Below are 16,161 nucleotides of genomic sequence, written 5' to 3' on the forward strand. Positions count from 1 at the left end.
AAGGACGGCGGTCTGGTGCTGCCGCCCTTTCTCACGGAGGCTCGATCCATGACCGATCATTCCATCAAGGGCAAAACCGTCATCATCGGCGGTGGCGCCAAGAACCTCGGCGGACTGATCGCCCGGGATCTCGCTGCCCACGGCGCGAAGGCCATCGCTATCCACTATAATAGCACTGCCACGAAGGTGGATGCCGACGCCACCATTGCAGCCGTCAAGGCTGCGGGCGCCGACGCGGCGGCCTTCCAAGCCGACCTGACCACTGCCGGTGCAGTCGAGAAGCTGTTCGCCGATGCGGTCGCGGCGTTCGGCAAACCCGACATCGCCATCAACACCGTCGGCAAGGTGCTGAAGAAGCAGATCGTCGAGATCTCGGAAGCCGAATACGACGAGATGAGCGCGATCAATTCAAAGGCTGCCTTCTTCTTTGTCAAGGAAGCCGGCAAGCATCTCAACGATAACGGCAAGCTCTGCACGCTCGTCACCTCGCTGCTCGGCGCCTTCACACCCTTCTATGCGATCTATGCCGGCACGAAGGCGCCGGTCGAGCATTTCACCCGTGCGGCGGCCAAGGAGTTCGGCGAGCGCGGCATCTCGGTGACCGCGATCGGCCCCGGCCCGATGGACACGCCCTTCTTCTACGGACAGGAGAGCACGGAGGCACAGGCCTACCACAAGACGGCGGCGGCACTGTCCCACTTCTCGAAGACCGGCCTGACCGATATTGAGGACATTGTGCCCTACATCCGCTTCCTCGTCTCGGACGGCTGGTGGATGACCGGCCAGACCATCCTCGTCAACGGCGGTTACACCACCAAGTGATTCGCCGGGCGGCAGGAAGGAAGGACGATAGAAAGCTACATGAGGCGCTTCGTTTGCCGCCCCTGCGGCACATGCTACAGCCCCGCAGTCCTCTTCGACGCGGTCTACGAGGTGCAGAATTTCCTGCACCGAGAGGCGCTGCGTGGGTGCGTTGCGCGGGATCGCCCTGTCCTTGGCGGCGATCGGCGGCATCGGAATCATCATCGTCGCGCTTTTCATTGGACGGTCTCCTGCGTGAGCAGGGCCTCGTAAGCGTTCGATAGAGCGCCGGCGTGCTTGGTGTTGGCGGCCCCCCGACACCTGGAGCCGAGGACTCTCATTGGATTGGCTTCGCGGCGAGCACGCTGGTTCACCACGGGAATGTGGTGCTCTCTTCTCCAGGCCAAACTGCGATGCACACCCATTGCGAGAGGAGGATGATCGACTGTTTGCGCGCTATAGTTGCGGTTCTTCCCGGTGTGCGTCCGAAGCGCTACTGATCAGATCCGCCGAGGCTTCTCACCTGTCGCTGTAGCATTCCTGTAGGCGATGCCGTGAAAAGCGAGCGCCTCAGGCGCACTCGCCAAGGCGGTGTTCAGCAGGATCAGAGAACTGCCTGCTTGCGGGCTCACGGCATGTTCGAGGTTTCGCACGTCACCGAACCCGTGGAGGGACCACGCCATGAGCAAGCGAGAGGAGAAGGGGAAGTCGTCGCTCCGAAAAGGCTACTGTCGAATGACGACGAGTTCAGTCGGACGCCGGTGCAGGCGCTTGTGCCGAGGCGCTCGAAGAAGAAATATACATGCATGACGCCTGCTTTTACCTGCCAAATACGCGCTTCGAACCGGTGCGCCAGGGCGGCTGGATCGCCAGCTTTCTTGATACGTGCAGCGCCCTTATGCAGCTTTGTCCGATGTGCGGGAGTGATGCCTTCGTTCGATTCGGATCGAGAGATAATGAGCGATGAGAGCGGTGTGGCTCATTGGCGCGCCATCGCGTCATGCACATGTTCCTCATGGATACGATGCAAATACTTCACGATAGAACTGCGAGGCTGGCGCGCGCCATTGCCGAACCTGCATGCCTTGTGTGAAAGGTGCCGCTGTCCCGATGACAGGCTCACAGGCCGATTCGACGTGGTAGTTGTCCTCACGCAGGTCTGCCCTTCGAGTGTCCTCATGAAATCATGGATGATTGCAGCGGTCTTGTCGCTTGCTCTCCCAGCCTATGCGGAAACGCCGATCCAGCCCGGGGTCTGGGAGAGAACCGAGAAGGCAACGCTCGACGGCAAAGAATTGCCGTCCCGGCCGCAGAAAATCTGCCTCAAGGCCGGCGAAGCGAGCCTCGAGCGGTTGATGCTGATCACGGCCGACGAGGCCGCGGCACGCGGCTGCGACAGAAGCGTCTCCACGACGGGGCGGGGCCTTGTCAGGATGAGCATGTCCTGTCCGGTCAGCGACAGCGATCCTGCCATTGGCGCGGCGATGGAGCTGAAATTCACGCCGACGTCGTTCGAAGGATCGGGCACAGTGGAGATCAAGGCCAGGGACGGCCACGACAGTAAGGGCACGAGCCTGCTGTCGGGCAAGAGGCTCGGCGACTGCTGAGGAGCGCGCGATGGCGAAACCGGGCTACCTGCTGCTGATATGCTTCGCCGGCGACGCCCGGGACGCGGCCGCCGGGTTCAAGTCCTGCACCGACGCAGGCGTCGCGCACATGTGCCTGCGACTGGCCGACGAACCCGAGCCGCAGAAGGAAGCACTTGCGCGGATGCGCCAGGAACTCGGCCGGTGAGCGGCGACAAGCCGATCGAGCCGTGGCGCCTGATCCAGTCGACCTATACGTTCCGCGACCGTTGGCTGACTTTGCGCAGCGACAGCGTGCGTCTGCCTGACGGCAACACGCTCTCGCCGTACCACGTGATCGAAATCGCGGATTGGGTGAACGTGGTCGCCATCAGCGCCAGCGGCCACATGCTGCTCGTCGAGCAGTACCGTCACGCCGTGCGCAGGACCATGCTCGAGATTCCGGCGGGCCATGTCGATCCGAACGAAGGTCTCGAGGCCGCCGCACGCCGCGAGCTGCTGGAGGAGACCGGCCACGGCGGGGGCACATGGCACGCGCTGGGCGCGCTGCATCCGGCGGCGTCGCGGTTCACCAACCAGGTCCATGCCTTCCTCGCGGTCGGCGTGACCCGGCTCGCCGAGCCCGTGGCGGAGGAAAGCGAAAGTCTTCGTCTGCGCGAAATCCCCTGGCCGGAATTCGCCGACGGGCTGCGCTCGGGCCAGCTGCACCTGCGCGAGGCGAACCAGATGTCGACCTTGCTGCTGCTGCATCTCTTCGCCGGCGCCAGCACCGATCCTGCGATCCGTCGCCTGACGCTCTGACTTTCCTCCCCATTCTCATGGGTGCGACGGCCGGTATGGGCTTCCCGGGAGGAACCAATGAGTTCCGGCGTCGGGAGGGAGCAGAGGAAATCAAGCAGGCCTGCGTTCCCAAGCGGTCTCCGCTTGCGGCGTGAACGGCAAGGCGATCGCCACCTTCTACCAAACGATCAACGACAGGGGCGGCATCAATGCCGCAAGGGAAGCTGATTTTGCTGGCGGCGCTCCTTTCGCCTGGCCTCGTCGAGATCGGGGATCGGCTCGGTAGGTGCCACGTCGCCGTGCACACGGCCTTTCCACAGCGCGCACCCGCCGTGCTGGAAAGTGCCGTAGCCCTCCTTGATCTCGAGCCGGACCACCTCGGCCGCACACGGTCCAGCGAGGCGAGCAGAATCCCCAATCCCCAGCGGCAGCAATCTTGTCAACTTGACATGCGTTCCCTCCTGACGCGGCCCCTTCCGCATGTTAATGTCAAGAGCGCAAACGAGATACCACTAGCAGGTCTGTCTCGAGGTGACCGGTCGAAATGCATCCGGCGAGCGATACTTGGGGCTTTGGATGCAATTCCGCGCCGCGCGGTCGGGCGCGGCCTTCGGTATCAACAAGGTTGGCAGTGTTTAGCGTGGTGCGGTTGCTTCTGACCGGTGCTTTGCTGTCGCTTGCAGTCCCGGCGTTTGCGATGACCGTGACCATCGAGAATCGTGCCCCTCTGCGCGCCGGACTGGCTTCTGCCCGACCATTCTACACAATCCGCATGACTGGCATGATCGAGCGCGGCGACGCGGAGGCGCTTCGCAAGCTGCTGGAGAAAGTGAAGGCTGCAACGTCGATTGCCCCCGATGGCACGCTTGCGACCGCCGAGCTCAGCAGCAGCGGCGGTGACGTCTACGAGGGGGTCGCCATCGGCTATGTCTTTCGCCAGTTCGCGGTGGGGACACTGGTGCGGGCGACCGACGTCTGTTTCTCGGCCTGTGCGCTCGCATTTCTCGGCGGCAGCACCCTACCGCCAGGGGCGTTTCCCGCTCCGTGGCGCAGTATCGAGTTCGGCGGCCAGGTCGGGTTCCATAATGTGTGGTTGAACCGTCTCGGGCTGCGCAACTCGAGCCGCGAGGAGGCGCCGAACGCGGCGATCGCCGGCTTCGACGTCGCCCGAGGCGGAGCCTCGCTGCTGATCCGCTACGTAACCGACATGGGGATCGACGCCGGCTTCGCAGCAAGGTTGCTCGGCCGTCCGATCGACGAGTTCGATTACATCGCCACGGCCGGCAGTTTCATCGAGCTGCAGACCTGCCTGACGCAGCCCGTCGCGGTGACCGTCAGTGTCGAGCAGCAGGCGGACAATATCTGCAGCAACGCGATCGGTCCCGCTGGGCGCAGCGGAGGCGGCAAGGTCCGCCCCACGACGGCGCATGACATGCGGCTGGCCCTGTTGCGCGAGGTCGAACGCCGCAGTCCAGCCTCGGCCGCCAACAACCGATTCGTGGCTCGCTTCCGAGCCGCGATGGCGGCGGGCGAGGAAAAAGCGCTGTCCGACCTCTACGAAGGCCTTCGAGCAGCCGGCCTTCCGCTGCTCGACCTGTCCGGCATGATCTACGACGTGGCGCCTACGCCGGCGACTCTGAGACAGTCATGCAAGGTGAGCCTGTCCACCGGCGATCCCGACATCTACGATATTGTCGTGGTCGGCCCCAAGGGCCTGTCGGCGCCGGCCCATGCGGCGCCGGCGCGATGCCGCTGGATGGCCCGCCACGGGCCGGCGGATCTCATCAATCCGTCGCGCCATGCCGCGGCATCGAGCTTGACGACGCCTGCCGCGACTCCAGGGCCCAAGCCTGCTCGTCCGCCAGAATAGGTCTAATCAGCGCGCGTGGCGGCTGTGGCTGAACAGCAGGATCAGCGGGATCGCGAGCGCGGAGGACAGCGTATAGAAGCCGAAGGCGTTGATGTAGCCCAGCATCGCGGCCTGCCGGTTGATCTCCTTCGACAGACGGGCGAGACCGCCGACCGAGTCGGCGTCCCACCCCCCCATCACCCAAGGCAGCGCCAGGGGGCGGCTGTAGTGGGTGATCCATTCCGTCATGTAGGCGTAGTTGGCCCCCGTCGCGCGCACGATTTCGGCGACGCAGATCGAGATGAAGAAGCTCGAGCCGATGTTGCGGAGCAGGTGATAGACGGCTGTCCCCTCGGCGAGGTTGGCCGAGCTGATCGTCGAGAATGTCACCAGGGTAAGCGGCACCCAGATCACGCCGATGGCGATGCCCTGGCACAGGCTGTTCAGCATCAGCGTGGTGGTGTCGACATTGAGGTCGACGCTCATCAGCCAGGCGCCCGAGATCGCCTGCAGCAGGAAACCCACGATCATGCCGACGCGCGGGTCGAGCCGTCCGAGAAAGATGGCGCTGAAGAAGCCGAGTGTCGCCCCCACGCCGCGTGCGGCGATGATCTCGCCGATCAGCGCGTCGGGGAAGCCCGCGTGCTGCTGGAGCAGCGGCGGCAGCAGGACCATCGGCGTGAAGTTCAGCATCCCGTAGATCAGCACCAGCACCAGGCCGAGCGCGTAGTTGCGGTTGAGCAGCAGCCGGAGATTCAGGAACGGCTTTTCCGCCGTCAGGCTGTGGCTCACGAAGATCCAGAAGGCGATCGCCGCCACAAAGGCCTCGATCAGGATCTCGCCCGACTCGAACCAGTCGAGCCGCTGTCCGCGCGACAGCACGAGCTGGACGCCGGCGATCGCGATCGAGAGCGAGAGGAAGCCGGTCCAGTCTAGGTTGGTGCGACCGAGCGGCTTGTCGGCCGGCAGGGTCAACCGCAATCCGATGAAGGACACGAAGCCGACCGGGACGATCATGTAGAAGGCCCAGCGCCAGTTGTAGAGTTCCGACAGCATGCCGCCGACCGTGGGGCCGATCACCGGGCCGATCACGACCGCCATGCCGAAGATCGAGGTCACCAAGCCCTGTTGCCGCTTAGGGAAGGTGTCGAGCAGGATGGTCTGCGACAGGGGGATCACCGGCGCGCCGAGTGCGCCCTGCAGGACGCGCCACATCACCAGCGTCTCGAGCGAGTCCGAGAGGCCGCACATCAAGGTCGTCATGGTGAAGCAGAACACCGACCAGATCATCGTCTCGCGACGGCCGAAGCGGGCGGCGAGCCAGCCCGTCATCGGCGTCATGACGGCGGTCGCCAGGATGTTGAAGGTCATCGTCCAGGCGATCTCGTCCTGGGTGGCCGACATGGTACCCTGCATCTGGGGCAGCAGGGTCGACGCGATCAGCAGCGTCGTCGCGTAGAGCGTCGAGCCGAGCACGACCATGACGAGAATGAGGATGCGCCGGCCGACCGAGTAGGTATCGGCAGTGGGGATCGGGAGGGCGTCGTCCGCAGTCGCGCTTGATGCCATGGGCTAGGCTACTGTAGCCTAGGCAACAATATGGGGCGAGGGGCTTTGAACCCGGACGACGACGGATACATCGGCTACATGCTGTCGGACGTGGCGCGACTGATCCGCACTGTGTTCGACCGGAGAGTGCGCAAGCTCGGGTTGACGCGTGCCCAGTGGCTGGTGCTGACGCGCCTCCACCGCCGCCCGGGCGCCAGCCAGACCGAGCTGGCCGACATGCTCGAGATCGACCGCGCCAGCGCCGGCCGCATGATCGACCGCATGGAGAAGGCGGGCTGGGTGCAACGCCGCCCCGACGACGGTGACCGGCGCATCAATCGCCTGTACCTCACGCCCGGTGCGCGCAAATCACATGCGCGGATGTGGAAAATCGCCGAAGCGACGGTCGACGATGCGCTCGGCGCGCTGTCGGAACGCGAGCGCAAGGAGTTCACGCGTATGACCGCCCAGGTCAAGGGACGCCTGCAGGCGCTGGCCGGAGCGACGCCGTGACCTATCGTGGCCAGACGTTCGTCCGCCTCGCGCTGATCGTCGTCGCGCCGTTGCTGGCGATCGCGGGCGGTGCATTGTGGTGGCTGTCGGGCGGGCGCTACGTGTCGACGGACAACGCTTATGTGAAGGCGCATATCGTGCAGATCGCGCCCGAGGTTTCCGGCCGGATCCGCCGCGTGCTGACTCGCGACCATGCCAGCGTCGCGGCGGGCGAGACGCTGCTCACGATCGAATCGCGACCGTTCCGGCTGGCGCTCGACAGCGCCGAGGCCGAGCTCGACGCTGCCCGCACCCAGGTCGAGACCTTGCGCGCGCTGTGGCGCGAGACTGTCACCGAACTGGCCGATGCAGAGGCGCGCGCCGACTATTTCCAGCGCCAGTGGCAGCGCCAGGATGAGCTCGCGGCCAAGGGCGTCGCCTCGGCCTCCAAGCGTGACGAATCGCAGAACGACGCCCGCGCCGCGTCCGATCGGGTGAGGACGGTGAAGGAGCGGCTGCGGCGCGTGCTGACGGCGCTGAACGGCGATCCCGAGATGCCGCCCGACGAGCATCCCATGGTGCGCGACAAGACGGCGGCGCGCGAGCGCGCGGCGCTCGATTTCGCGCGCACCAGCGTGCGGGCTCCGGTCGAGGGCGTGGTGGTGAACCTCCGCCTGCAGCAGGGCGAGCAGGTCAAGGCGGCGACGCCGCTGTTCGCCCTGGTTTCGGCCAGCCGCCCCTGGGTCGAGGCCAACTTCAAGGAGACCGAACTAACCCACGTGAAGGTCGGCCAGAAGGCGACCGTGGTGCTGGACACCTATCCCGACACGACCTGGGAGGCGCTGGTGGAGAGCGTCAGTCCGGCGACCGGCGCGGAGTTCGCGATCTTGCCGCCGCAGAATGCCTCGGGCAACTGGGTCAAGGTGGTGCAGCGCCTGCCGGTGAAGCTCCGCCTGCTGGCCCACGTCGGCGAGCCGCCCTTGCGCGCCGGCATGACGGCGACGGTCAGCATCGATACCGGCCGGCAAAGGAGCCTGCCGCTCGCCGGCCTGTTCGGTCGGAGCGAGCCGCAGACAAAGGTCGCGAGCGAGTAGTCTGACCGCTGGGAGCGCGGCTCTCCAGAGCCGCTCATGGGGTGCGGCAATCCGAAGAAGAGCGGCTCTGGAGAGCCGCGCTCCCAGCGGATGAGCTCAGCCGCAGGCTATCGAGTAGATGTGCTGTACCTCGCCGGGAAGCGGCATCGCTTCCCAGCTCTTGCCGCCGTCCTGGGTGCCGAAGATCTCGCCGTCGTAGCGCGCGCCGACGTAGACCTGGTTCGGATCGCTGTGGTGCAGGCCGATCGACATGATGGTGCCGTGAACCTGAACCTTGTCGAAACGCTGCCAGCTCTGGCCGTTGTCCTGGCTGCGATAGACCGCACCGTCGTGGCTGGAGGCGGCGACGGAGAGCGCGGTGTAGAGCGTGTTCGGCTCGCTGGTAGAGACCTTCACGTCCCGGCCGTAGGTGACCGGCGAGAAGCGCTTGACCTCCATGTCCTCCCACGTCTTGCCGTGGTCGTTGGTGCGGAAAAGGCCCATGCGCAGCGCCAGGATGGGCGAATCGGGATCGGCCGGATTGATCGTCACCGCATGGCCGTCGAGCATGCCCTCGGCCGTGGTGTCGCTGACGATCTTGCTCTTGAGATGCGGCCGCTCGGCCAGTGCGATCAGGCCAGCGCTGCAATCAGTCCAGCTCTCGCCGCCGTCGGTGCTGCGCATCACGCCGTTGATCTCGAGCGCGGCGTAGATCTCATCCGGCTTCTTCGGATTCTGCGCGAAGCGCATCACGCGCGAGGCGAACGGGCCCTTGCAGTGCTCGCCGACCTTGGGCGTCGAGAGCTTGCGCCAGCTCGCGCCGCCGTCCTCGCTGCGATAGACGTCGATCGGCGAGGCACCGGCCAGCATCTTCTTCGGGTCGCGGCGGTCGACCAGGAACGACCAGACCTGCGTCTTGTTCGGGAAGTCGGTCCGCTGAAAGGTGGCGCCGCGATCGGTGCTGCGCCACACGCCGTCGTTGGTGCCGGCGAAGACAGTCTCCGGATTGCCCGGATGGACGAAGACCGTATAGGCCTCGACGCCGTCCAGAACGTGCTTCCACTCGCCACCCTTGGCCGGCCGCATGAACACCCCGGACTTGCCGGGATGGTCGGGCTTGCCGAAGTAACCGGCGACGCCGGCGTAGACATGCGATGCATCAGCCATGGCAGACCTCCAGTTCAGTTCTTCTTGGCGACCATCGGGCAGTTGCCCTGGTCCATCGGACGGAAGGCTTCGTCGCCGGGGATCGTGGCGAGAAGCTTGTAATAGTCCCACGGCCCCTTCGACTCCGCGGGTGTCTTGACCTCGAACAGATACATGTCGTGCATCTTGCGGCCGTCGGCGCGGACCGAGCTCTTGCCGAACACCGGGTCGTCCCAGGACGTGGCCTTCATCTGCGCCATCACCTTGTCGGGATCGTCGGTGCCGGCCGCCTTGACCGCGTTCAGATAGGCGAGCGTCGCCGAGTAGAAACCAGCCTGCACCGAGGTCGGCATCTTTCCCTTGAATTTCTCCGCGAAACGCTTGGCAAAAGCACGGGTCTTGTCGTTCAGGTCCCAGTAGAAGGCCTCGGTGAGGCGCAGGCCCTGGGCGCGCTCGAGCGTCAGCGAATGGATGTCGGTGATGAAGACCAGCAGCCCAGCGAGCTTCTGGCCTCCCTTGTTGATTCCGAACTCGGCCGCCTGCTTGATCGAGTTGATGGTGTCGCCGCCGGCGTTCGCCAAGCCGATGATCTGCGCCTTCGAGGCCTGCGCCTGGAGCAGGAAGGAAGAGAAATCCTGCGTGTTGATCGGGTGCCGGACCTCGCCCACGACCTTGCCGCCTGCCTTGGTGACGACCGCGGCGACGTCGCGCTGGAGCGCGTAGCCGAAGGCATAGTCGGCAGTCAGGAAGAACCACTCCTTGCCGCCCGCTTTCACCACTGCCGAGCCCGTGCCGTTGGCCAGGGCGAAGGTGTCATAGACCCAGTGGATGGAGTACGGGTTGCAGAGCTTGCCCGTGAGGTCGGACGAGGCGGGGTCGGGCGCGATGAAGATCCGCTTCTTGTCGCCGGCGACGCCCTGGATGGCAATCGACGAGGACGACGCGCCGGCGCCGAGTATCATGTCGACCTTCTCGCTGTCGTACCAGCGCGAGGCGAGCGAGGCCGCGACGTCGGCCTTGTTCTGGATGTCGCCTGAGACCAGCTCGATCTTCTTTCCGAGGACCGTGCCGCCGAAATCGGCGATCGCCATTTCCGTGGCCATGACGGCGCCGGGACCGTTGATGTCGGCATAGAGGCTCGACAAGTCGGTGGCGACGCCGACCTTGACCGAATCGTTCGAGAGTTGCGCCCACGCCGGCGCCGTCCAGGCGGCCAGCACCGCCGCAATCGCACCTACCACACCGCGGTTCATCATTTCGCTATTTCACTCCCAAAAGGCTTTCTTGTTGTGTCGAGCCTAGCAAGGTGCTCGCATGGCCGCAAAGCGGGAGTGAGCGTCATGAAAGAATGGATTCAGGATATCGGCACGAAGGACGGTGCGATGGAGACCTTCATCTGCCATCCGGAGCGCGGCGGACCCTATCCGCCGATCCTGTTCCTGATGGACGCGCCGGGCATCCGCGAGGAGCTCTACGAGATGGTCCGCCGGCTGGCGACCGTCGGCTACTACGTGATGTTGCCCAACCTCTATTACCGCGCGGGCAAGGACACGAAGTACGGCCCCGACGTGCTGGAAAAGGGCAGCGCTGAGCAGGCCCGCATGCGGGCGGTGCGGACCAAGATGACGATCCCGCCGGTGATGGACGACGTTGCGGCGATGATCGCCTTCGCCGACAGCCAGCCGGCATCGAAGAAGGGGCCCGTCGGCACCCACGGCTACTGCATGAGCGGTCCGTACTCGCTGGCTGCTGCGGCGCGCTATCCCGACCGGATCGCCGCTGCCGCCTCGTTCTACGGCACGTGGCTGGTGAGCGAGAACGTCGAAAGCCCGCACCTCACGCTCGCGAAGGCCAAGGGCGAACTCTACATCTCCTGCGCCGAGCACGATGAGTTGGCGCCGCCGGATATGGTGAAGGAGCTGAAGGCACTGTTCGACAAGTCGGGGAACAGCGGTGAGCTCGAGATCCAGATGGGTGTCCATCACGGCTTCGCCTTCCCCGAACGCTGGTGCTACGACAAGCCGGCCGCCGAGCGCCATTGGGAACGCCTGATCGCGCTCTATCGCCGGCGGCTGGGCTGAAGGAAGCAAGTGCCGCGCTCCCAGCGATGATTGTCTGGCCGGCGTAGCGGGGGACGCCGCTCACCACCTTGCCGTTAGTGCGGTTCAGGTGGCGCCGGATTGGCCGCGCTCGAACACCTTGCGTGTGAGCACGCCGCTCGGGTCGCCACCGTGCAGCGTGTGCCGGAACGGGTATTGGCCGACCTTGAGGTAGCCCTGGAACGCGACCTCATGGCGGACGGGCTCCGCCTTATCCTTCGTCGCAAGCTGCTTCGTCGCATGGTTTCAGCATTGCGATATCGAGCTTCTCCTCGGCAACCTGCTCAGCTTTTCGTGCCATTCCATGCTGCCCGCTGCGCGAAGACGCGTGTGACCTCGGCCATGTTTTCCGTGCCCCAGGTGCAGAGCGGCACGAGCGCCTGGGCCAGGCTGACGCCCAGCGGCGTGAGGTTGTAATCCACCCGAGGAGGGATTTCCTTGTAGTCGGTTCGCTTCACGAGTCCGTCAGCCTCCAGCTCCTTGAGTTGCTGGATCAGCATCTTGTCGCTGACGTCGCGCACGGCGCGGCGAAGCTCGCCATAGCGGATCGGACCGTCTTGGGCGAGGAAGTAGAGGATCAGCGGTTTCCACTTGCCCGCGATGACGCGCAGGGTCGCATCGAGGCCGCATGTGAACCCCGGTAATGTCGGCGTGCACGCCTTGACTGGAGACGGAGCCTGGGCCGAGGGCGGGGTCGAACCTGAGTGGTCTCGAGACATCATGGATACTTACCAAAAGGTGCATACTTGCCAATAGGTATGTAGACACACCAGCTGTGTGCAACCTCAATGCAGGAGCACTTCATGAGAAGACTGGAAAATAAGACGGCTGTGATAACCGGCGGCGGAACCGGCATCGGTCTGGAGACGGCGAAACGGTTCGTCGAAGAGGGGGCGTTCGTCTACATCTTCGGACGGCGGCAGAAGGCGCTCGACGCCGCCCTTGTGCAGCTGGGACCCAACGCCCGGGCGGTGCGGGGCTCGGTAGCCGACCTGGCTGACCTCGATCGGCTCTACGAGACAGTAAAGGCGGAGCGGGGCGGGCTCGACATCTTGTTTGCCAACGCTGGCACCGGGGGGCAGGCCGCGTTGGGGACGATCACGCTGGAACAGTACAACGAAACTTTCGACATCAATGTGAAAGGGACCTTGTTCACGGTGCAGAAAGCCCTGCCGCTGCTGTCAGCAGGAGCGTCGATAATCCTCGTCGGTTCCAGCACGGGTGTGATGGGGACACCGCAGTTCAGCGTTTACAGCGCCACCAAGGCGGCGATCCGCAATCTGGCGCGCAGCTGGGCGCTCGACCTGCGGGGCACGGGCATCCGCGTCAATGTCCTTTCGCCCGGGCCGACGAGAACGGAACTGGCGATCGAGGTCATGGGCGAGGAGGCGATGGAGGCGATGGGCGCCACCACCCCGCTGGGACGCATGGGAGATCCGACTGAAACCGCGGCCGTAGCGGCCTTCCTGGCGTCCGGGGACAGCAGCTTCATGACCGGAGGCGAGGTATTCGTCGACGGCGGCTTGGCGCAGGTCTGAGGAGACAGGCCTTTAAGTGTGAGGCAAGCCCTCATCCACATTGCCCTTTCGTACGCTGCGGCGGCATCAGCTCGCCGTAGCGTACGAAAGACAGTGGCTCCGGAGGCAGGGTTCGAACCTGCGACCCGGCGATTAACAGTCGCCTGCTCTACCGCTGAGCTACTCCGGAAAAACTCGGTCGCGGCCGGCGGTATTCGGCCTGCGAGGCTGGGTCTTTTGGCAGAGCGTCCCTTGCGAGGCAAGAGTGTAAATCCACTGCCGTCGCGTGGAGGCCTGGGCCGGAATCGAACCGGCATTGACGGATTTGCAGTCCGCTACATAGCCACTCTGCCACCAGGCCGGCGCGAGGAACGGCGGTGCTATACGCATGGTGCGCGGGAACGGTCAAGCGGGCCCGCGACGCGGCGGCCTTTGACGCTCTTGTGGGACGCCGCCTATAAACATCCAATCATTGGGGGCAGAGAGTCGATGACGGATTTCGTGCTCGCGCGGCGCAACATGGTCGACGGCCAGCTTCGGCCCAACCGCGTCACCAGCGCGCAGCTTCTGGCCGCGATCGGCGACTTGCCGCGGGAGCGCTTTCTGCCAGCAGGGCTCCAGTCGGTTGCTTATGCCGACGACGACGTGCCGCTCGGGAAAGGCCGCTTCCTCATGGAACCCATGGTGCTGGCGCGCCTGCTCCAGACCCTGCAGCCCCAGCCGGAGGACAAGGCACTGGTCGTTGCGTCGGGCGCCGGCTACGGCGCGGCCCTTTTGGCACGGCTTGTGAAGGCCGTAGTGGCGGTCGAGGCAGACGCCGAACTCGCCGGGACGGCCGAGCAGACCATCAGGAATTTAGGGATCACCAACGTGCAGCAGGTCGTCGGAAAGATGGAGGAGGGCTGTGCCGCCCAATCCCCCTACGACGTGATCCTGATCGAAGGCGCCGTGCAGAAAGTGCCGGCTGCGATCCTCGACCAGCTCGCCGAGGGCGGCCGGCTGGGAACCGTCATCGCTGCTCCCACGGGCATGCTGGGCGTGGCCCATCTCATGGTGAAGGAAGGCGGCGTTGCATCGGGCCGTCCCCTGTTCGACGCGGGGACACCGCCTCTACCGGGTTTTGTCGCTCCGCCGCGGTTCACTTTCTAGATAGTCCGTGTCCGGTCAGTTGTGGGGACTACCCATTGCGGTTCCGGCAGTGATAGGGTCCATGCATATGAAGGTAGTTCCATGCGTATCCGACCCCACCTGAGGCTCGCCTGCGCCGGGGCAGCGACCACGCTTGCGCTCGGGTTGGCCACCGCTGCGCCGGTTCGGGCGCAGAGCCTGATCGAGGCGCTGTCCACCACCTACAACAGCAACCCCGACCTGCTGGCCCAGCGCGCATTGCTGCGCCAGACGGACGAAACCCTGGCCCAGGCCGTCGCGAACTGGCGGCCCAGAGTATCGCTGTCCGTCGAGTACAACAAAATCCAGTTCAACTCGCTGCCGGGGGTGCGTGCGGCGACCTATTATGCCCTCAACGGCCGGACTACGCTGCTATCGGTCACCCAGCCGCTCTTCCGCGGCGGCAAGACGGTGGCCGACACCAAGTCTGCGCAAGCGAACATCCAGTCCCAGCGCGCGCTGCTGCAGGACACCGAGCAGACGGTGCTGCTGCAGGCCGCGAATACCTACGCTGATCTGCTTCGCGACGTCGGCATCGTCGACGTCCGCAAGAACAACGTCCGGGTGCTGGTGCAGCAGCTCGATGCGACGCGCGAACGCTTCCGCGTCGGCGAGCTTACCATCACCGACGTCTCTCAGGCCGAGGCGCGTCTCGAGCAGGCCAAGGCGGATCTTGTCCAGGCCGAAGCCGTGGTGCGCGTCGATGAAGCCGCCTTTCAGCGTGTGACCGGCATGCGGCCGGGAATCCTGGGTGAGCTTCCCCTGATCGGCGCCTTGCCGGCGAGCGAGGATGAGTGCATTGCGCTCGCCATGGACTATGGTCCGCGTGCCGTCAGCGCTCAGAATCGCATCACGGCGGCAAGCTATAGCGTGAACAGTGCTATTGCGTCGTTGCTGCCCACGGTGAACGTGGTGGGTTTCGTGCAGTACCAGCAGGACCTGCAGGTACCCAACGATCAGTACTACCAGTACGGTGTGCGTGTGCAGGCGACCGTGCCGATCTATCAGAACGGCAGCGAATGGTCGTTGATCCGCCAGGCCAAGGAGTTGGTCGGCCAGCGCCGCAACGAACTCGATAGCGCCCGCCGCCTGGCCGCACAGACAGTCATCTCGGCCTGGCGCAACCTCGACTCGGCACGGTCTCGCGTCACGTCCTTCACTGCCCAGGTGAAAGCGAACGATGTTGCCTTGAATGGCGTGCGCCAGGAAGCGCTCGTCGGATCGCGCACGACGCTTGACGTCTTGAACGCGGAGCAGGAACTGCTGAATTCGCAGGTCAGCCTGATTTCCGCGCGCCGCGACGTTCAGATCAACTACTACGGCGTCTTGGCCGGCATCGGCCGACTGACCGCTCGCACACTCGGACTGCCCGTCGAATATTATGACGAGGAGAGGTACTATAAGGATGTGGGCTCCCGCTGGATCGGCGACTCGGTGCCGGTAGCTCCGGGAGCTGCAAGGGGATCGGCCAATAAATGAGCGATCCCAAGGGCCCCGCCAACGATCCTTCGATGGACGACATCCTCGCCTCCATCCGCAAGATCATTTCCGATGACGAGGCGCGCGCCCGGGCAAGTGAGGCTGTGACCCCGGCACCGCAGCCGCCGGGACCGGTTGCGGCGGAGTCGCCGGCCGCGCGCGAAGACGTGCTTTTGCTGACCGATCTGGTCGATGAACCGAAGGTTGCTCCGTCTCCTCCGGCGTCGAGCGCATTCGCGCAGCCGGCCGTGCCAGCGCCATCGGTTTCCGCTGCAAAGCCCGTTCCTCCTGTGGAGGCTTCGATGAAGCAACCTCCCGCAGATCAGAGTCTCGTCGAACCCGGGACCGCCGGACTTGCCGCATCCGCCTTCGACCGGTTGAGCCACGCCGTGCAGGACGCCGTACCGCAACCCGTGGCGTACGACCCGGGGCCGAGCATGGGCCCGAGCGGGCGCAACATCGAGGACATCGTCAAGGAACTGCTCCGGCCGATGCTCAAGGAGTGGCTGGACAAGAACCTACCGGCGGTGGTCGAACGCTTCGTCGAACGCGAGATTGTCCGGCTGACCCGCCGCTGACCCCAGGCGCCCGATCCTTCCATCAACGCCACGGGCCAAATCCGTG

Annotated in this window: 17 protein-coding genes and 2 tRNA genes; 12 read left to right on the top strand and 7 right to left on the bottom strand. The window is 65.0% G+C overall.

Annotation, left to right across the window (positions count from 1 at the left end):
• Positions 1-48: 48 nt before the first annotated feature.
• The 4 genes from ACQY8M_RS25435 (at position 49) to ACQY8M_RS25450 (ending at position 3,188) form a co-directional block, all read left to right on the top strand.
• Positions 49-822, top strand: coding sequence for an SDR family oxidoreductase (locus ACQY8M_RS25435; protein WP_428661431.1), 774 nt, complete (start codon positions 49-51; stop codon positions 820-822).
• A 1,184-nt stretch (positions 823-2,006) separates the two neighbouring features.
• Entirely contained in the window at positions 2,007-2,408 is a 402-nt protein-coding gene (locus ACQY8M_RS25440; RefSeq protein WP_428661434.1) for a DUF3617 domain-containing protein, read from the top strand.
• Between the two features lie 10 nt (positions 2,409-2,418).
• Positions 2,419-2,595: a hypothetical protein gene (locus ACQY8M_RS25445; RefSeq protein WP_428661437.1), complete on the top strand. Its 177-nt coding sequence runs from the start codon at positions 2,419-2,421 to the stop codon at positions 2,593-2,595.
• The gene (locus tag ACQY8M_RS25450) at positions 2,592-3,188 is read left to right on the top strand and encodes an NUDIX hydrolase (protein WP_428661439.1); all 597 of its coding nucleotides are present in this window, start codon (positions 2,592-2,594) and stop codon (positions 3,186-3,188) included. The genes ACQY8M_RS25445 and ACQY8M_RS25450 overlap by 4 nt, the downstream gene beginning before the upstream one ends.
• 185 nt (positions 3,189-3,373) lie before the next feature.
• Here ACQY8M_RS25450 and ACQY8M_RS25455 read toward each other — a convergent pair whose 3' ends face one another.
• Positions 3,374-3,544 carry a hypothetical protein gene (locus ACQY8M_RS25455; RefSeq protein WP_428661442.1) on the bottom strand — a complete coding sequence of 57 codons (171 nt, stop codon included), beginning with the start codon at positions 3,542-3,544 and terminating at the stop codon, positions 3,374-3,376.
• 320 nt (positions 3,545-3,864) lie between these two features.
• Between ACQY8M_RS25455 and ACQY8M_RS25460 the strand changes: the two genes are divergently transcribed.
• Positions 3,865-5,037 (top strand): hypothetical protein, encoded by a 1,173-nt coding sequence (locus ACQY8M_RS25460; protein WP_428661445.1) that lies wholly within the window; start codon positions 3,865-3,867, stop codon positions 5,035-5,037.
• Positions 5,038-5,043: 6 nt separating this feature from the next.
• On the opposite strand, the gene ACQY8M_RS25465 is transcribed toward ACQY8M_RS25460, so the two are convergent.
• Complete coding sequence (locus ACQY8M_RS25465; protein WP_428661451.1) at positions 5,044-6,585, bottom strand: DHA2 family efflux MFS transporter permease subunit; 1,542 nt, start codon at positions 6,583-6,585, stop codon at positions 5,044-5,046.
• A gap of 45 nt (positions 6,586-6,630) precedes the next feature.
• On the opposite strand from ACQY8M_RS25465, the gene ACQY8M_RS25470 reads away from it, so the two are divergent.
• Both ACQY8M_RS25470 and ACQY8M_RS25475 read left to right on the top strand, forming a co-directional pair.
• On the top strand, positions 6,631-7,077 hold the full coding sequence (locus tag ACQY8M_RS25470) for a MarR family winged helix-turn-helix transcriptional regulator (protein ID WP_428661454.1): 447 nt from the start codon (positions 6,631-6,633) through the stop codon (positions 7,075-7,077).
• Entirely contained in the window at positions 7,074-8,150 is a 1,077-nt protein-coding gene (locus tag ACQY8M_RS25475; RefSeq protein WP_428661457.1) for an HlyD family secretion protein, read from the top strand. Before ACQY8M_RS25470 ends, ACQY8M_RS25475 begins: the two co-directional genes overlap by 4 nt.
• Before the next feature lie 96 nt (positions 8,151-8,246).
• Here the strand turns inward: ACQY8M_RS25475 and ACQY8M_RS25480 are convergent, their stop codons facing one another.
• Both ACQY8M_RS25480 and ACQY8M_RS25485 read right to left on the bottom strand, forming a co-directional pair.
• Complete coding sequence (locus tag ACQY8M_RS25480) at positions 8,247-9,296, bottom strand: VPS10 domain-containing protein (protein ID WP_428661460.1); 1,050 nt, start codon at positions 9,294-9,296, stop codon at positions 8,247-8,249.
• Between the two features lie 14 nt (positions 9,297-9,310).
• The gene (locus tag ACQY8M_RS25485) at positions 9,311-10,531 is read right to left on the bottom strand and encodes an ABC transporter substrate-binding protein (RefSeq protein WP_428661463.1); all 1,221 of its coding nucleotides are present in this window, start codon (positions 10,529-10,531) and stop codon (positions 9,311-9,313) included.
• An 84-nt stretch (positions 10,532-10,615) separates the two neighbouring features.
• Between ACQY8M_RS25485 and ACQY8M_RS25490 the strand changes: the two genes are divergently transcribed.
• The gene (locus ACQY8M_RS25490; protein WP_428661466.1) at positions 10,616-11,356 is read left to right on the top strand and encodes a dienelactone hydrolase family protein; all 741 of its coding nucleotides are present in this window, start codon (positions 10,616-10,618) and stop codon (positions 11,354-11,356) included.
• 302 nt (positions 11,357-11,658) lie between these two features.
• On the opposite strand, the gene ACQY8M_RS25495 is transcribed toward ACQY8M_RS25490, so the two are convergent.
• Positions 11,659-12,096: a winged helix-turn-helix transcriptional regulator gene (locus ACQY8M_RS25495; protein ID WP_428661469.1), complete on the bottom strand. Its 438-nt coding sequence runs from the start codon at positions 12,094-12,096 to the stop codon at positions 11,659-11,661.
• Positions 12,097-12,177: 81 nt separating this feature from the next.
• On the opposite strand from ACQY8M_RS25495, the gene ACQY8M_RS25500 reads away from it, so the two are divergent.
• Positions 12,178-12,912 carry an SDR family NAD(P)-dependent oxidoreductase gene (locus tag ACQY8M_RS25500; protein WP_428661472.1) on the top strand — a complete coding sequence of 245 codons (735 nt, stop codon included), beginning with the start codon at positions 12,178-12,180 and terminating at the stop codon, positions 12,910-12,912.
• 94 nt (positions 12,913-13,006) lie between these two features.
• Here ACQY8M_RS25500 and ACQY8M_RS25505 read toward each other — a convergent pair.
• Positions 13,007-13,081 (bottom strand) — tRNA-Asn (locus ACQY8M_RS25505).
• A gap of 97 nt (positions 13,082-13,178) precedes the next feature.
• Positions 13,179-13,252 (bottom strand) — tRNA-Cys (locus ACQY8M_RS25510).
• Positions 13,253-13,380: 128 nt separating this feature from the next.
• Here ACQY8M_RS25510 and ACQY8M_RS25515 point away from each other — a divergent pair.
• The 3 genes from ACQY8M_RS25515 to ACQY8M_RS25525 all read left to right on the top strand — a co-directional run bounded on the left by ACQY8M_RS25515 (position 13,381) and on the right by ACQY8M_RS25525 (position 16,115).
• Complete coding sequence (locus ACQY8M_RS25515; protein ID WP_428661475.1) at positions 13,381-14,040, top strand: protein-L-isoaspartate O-methyltransferase family protein; 660 nt, start codon at positions 13,381-13,383, stop codon at positions 14,038-14,040.
• Between the two features lie 81 nt (positions 14,041-14,121).
• On the top strand, positions 14,122-15,537 hold the full coding sequence (locus ACQY8M_RS25520) for a TolC family outer membrane protein (RefSeq protein WP_428661478.1): 1,416 nt from the start codon (positions 14,122-14,124) through the stop codon (positions 15,535-15,537).
• On the top strand, positions 15,534-16,115 hold the full coding sequence (locus tag ACQY8M_RS25525; protein WP_428661480.1) for a DUF2497 domain-containing protein: 582 nt from the start codon (positions 15,534-15,536) through the stop codon (positions 16,113-16,115). The genes ACQY8M_RS25520 and ACQY8M_RS25525 overlap by 4 nt, the downstream gene beginning before the upstream one ends.
• Positions 16,116-16,161 lie beyond the last annotated feature (46 nt).

This window comes from Reyranella sp., assembly GCF_965279465.1.
Classification (GTDB): Bacteria; Pseudomonadota; Alphaproteobacteria; order Reyranellales; family Reyranellaceae; genus Reyranella.

Coding starts and splice junctions, on each gene's coding strand:
- ACQY8M_RS25500 (WP_428661472.1), top strand. CDS start 12,178: ATGAGAAGACTGGAAAATAAGACGGCTGTGATAACCGGCGGCGGAACC.
- ACQY8M_RS25465 (WP_428661451.1), bottom strand. CDS start 6,585: ATGGCATCAAGCGCGACTGCGGACGACGCCCTCCCGATCCCCACTGCC.
- ACQY8M_RS25460 (WP_428661445.1), top strand. CDS start 3,865: ATGACCGTGACCATCGAGAATCGTGCCCCTCTGCGCGCCGGACTGGCT.
- ACQY8M_RS25525 (WP_428661480.1), top strand. CDS start 15,534: ATGAGCGATCCCAAGGGCCCCGCCAACGATCCTTCGATGGACGACATC.
- ACQY8M_RS25520 (WP_428661478.1), top strand. CDS start 14,122: ATGCGTATCCGACCCCACCTGAGGCTCGCCTGCGCCGGGGCAGCGACC.
- ACQY8M_RS25515 (WP_428661475.1), top strand. CDS start 13,381: ATGACGGATTTCGTGCTCGCGCGGCGCAACATGGTCGACGGCCAGCTT.
- ACQY8M_RS25480 (WP_428661460.1), bottom strand. CDS start 9,296: ATGGCTGATGCATCGCATGTCTACGCCGGCGTCGCCGGTTACTTCGGC.
- ACQY8M_RS25485 (WP_428661463.1), bottom strand. CDS start 10,531: ATGATGAACCGCGGTGTGGTAGGTGCGATTGCGGCGGTGCTGGCCGCC.
- ACQY8M_RS25435 (WP_428661431.1), top strand. CDS start 49: ATGACCGATCATTCCATCAAGGGCAAAACCGTCATCATCGGCGGTGGC.
- ACQY8M_RS25445 (WP_428661437.1), top strand. CDS start 2,419: ATGGCGAAACCGGGCTACCTGCTGCTGATATGCTTCGCCGGCGACGCC.
- ACQY8M_RS25495 (WP_428661469.1), bottom strand. CDS start 12,096: ATGATGTCTCGAGACCACTCAGGTTCGACCCCGCCCTCGGCCCAGGCT.
- ACQY8M_RS25490 (WP_428661466.1), top strand. CDS start 10,616: ATGAAAGAATGGATTCAGGATATCGGCACGAAGGACGGTGCGATGGAG.